This is a genomic window from Oleiphilus sp. HI0132, assembly GCF_001635845.1.
The window spans coordinates 1-1,151 of record NZ_LWGJ01000235.1 but is presented as its reverse complement, the minus strand read 5'-3'; the positions used below and the strand labels follow the sequence as shown (position 1 = coordinate 1,151).

Annotated in this window: 3 protein-coding genes and 1 pseudogene; all 4 read right to left on the bottom strand. The window is 46.8% G+C overall.

Annotated features, from left to right (window positions below; all coding sequences use genetic code 11):
• A pseudogene (secY, locus tag A3766_RS28715) lies at nt 1-165 on the bottom strand (preprotein translocase subunit SecY); the annotation flags it as partial.
• Between the two features lie 5 nt (nt 166-170).
• On the bottom strand, nt 171-605 hold the full coding sequence (gene rplO, locus A3766_RS02945; protein WP_068508547.1) for a 50S ribosomal protein L15: 435 nt from the start codon (nt 603-605) through the stop codon (nt 171-173).
• 1 nt (nt 606) lies between these two features.
• Complete coding sequence (gene rpmD, locus A3766_RS02940; RefSeq protein WP_068508545.1) at nt 607-792, bottom strand: 50S ribosomal protein L30; 186 nt, start codon at nt 790-792, stop codon at nt 607-609.
• Nucleotides 793-796: 4 nt separating this feature from the next.
• The coding region (locus A3766_RS02935; RefSeq protein WP_068641638.1) for a 30S ribosomal protein S5 at nt 797-1,151 on the bottom strand (355 nt) is incomplete at its 5' end.

The following is a 1,151-nucleotide window of genomic DNA, read 5'->3' as shown; positions in this document are numbered from 1 at the left end:
GTTTTGCTCGAATAGCGCGGCTAGTCTCTCTGGGTTGATGCCTGGCACTGGAATGTGCGCACCAACTCGATAAACTAGGATTGCAGCGAACACAAACCATAATCTTGATTTGAGTTCTGCAAAACCTTTACCTACGCCCGAAGGCAATGCGTTTGACTTCGCCATGGGTATTAATCCTCTACCTTTCCGCCAGCAGCAGTAATTGCTTCACGAGCACCTTTAGTCACTTTCAAACCTTGAATAGTAACTGCTTTAGATAACTCGCCCGACAAAATAACTTTAGCCTGCTTAGCATCACGACGAACCAAGTTTGCGTTTTTCAACGCATCCAAGTCGATAACATCAGCTTCGACAGCTGCTAATTCGTTCAAACGAATTTCAGCAGAGTACTTAGCTTGACGTGAACTGAAACCGAACTTTGGAAGTCGGCGTGCTAGAGGTTGCTGACCACCCTCGAAACCTGGCGCTACAGAACCGCCAGAACGAGACTTCAAACCCTTGTGGCCACGACCACAAGTTTTACCAAAACCACTACCAATACCGCGACCTACACGTCGAGCTGTAGGCTTTGATCCAGGAGCTGGACTTATTGAATTAAGACGCATTTTATTCTCCTTCAATCCTAACCATGTAGTTAACTTTGTTAGCCATACCGCGAACTGAAGGTGTATCTTCCAGCTCTACAGTCTGACCAATCTTACGTAGACCAAGACCGGTAACACACGCTCTATGAGCAGGTAAGCGACCAATCGGGCTACGGTACAATGTAACCTGTATTGTTTTCTTAGCCATGACCTTATCCTGTAATTTCGTCTACAGACTTGCCGCGCTTAGCAGCAACGTCTTCTGGTGACTTCATTGCACTCAAACCTTTAACTGTTGCGCGAACAACGTTAACTGGGTTTGTAGAGCCGTAGCACTTAGCAAGTACGTTTTGAATCCCTGCGACTTCTAGCACTGCACGCATTGCGCCGCCAGCGATGATACCAGTACCATCTGAAGCAGGCTGCATATAGACCTTAGAGCCACTATGCTTTGCAGTTACAGGATATTGCAAGGTTGTACCGCTAAGAGGTACGTCAACCATATTCTTGCGAGCTGCATCCATTGCTTTTTGAATAGCGATTGGAACTTCACGCGCTTTACCACGA

Bases quoted from the DNA above. Each gene is read 5' to 3' on its own strand.
- rplO (WP_068508547.1), bottom strand. From the start codon at position 605: ATGCGTCTTAATTCAATAAGTCCAGCTCCTGGATCAAAGCCTACAGCT.
- rpmD (WP_068508545.1), bottom strand. From the start codon at position 792: ATGGCTAAGAAAACAATACAGGTTACATTGTACCGTAGCCCGATTGGT.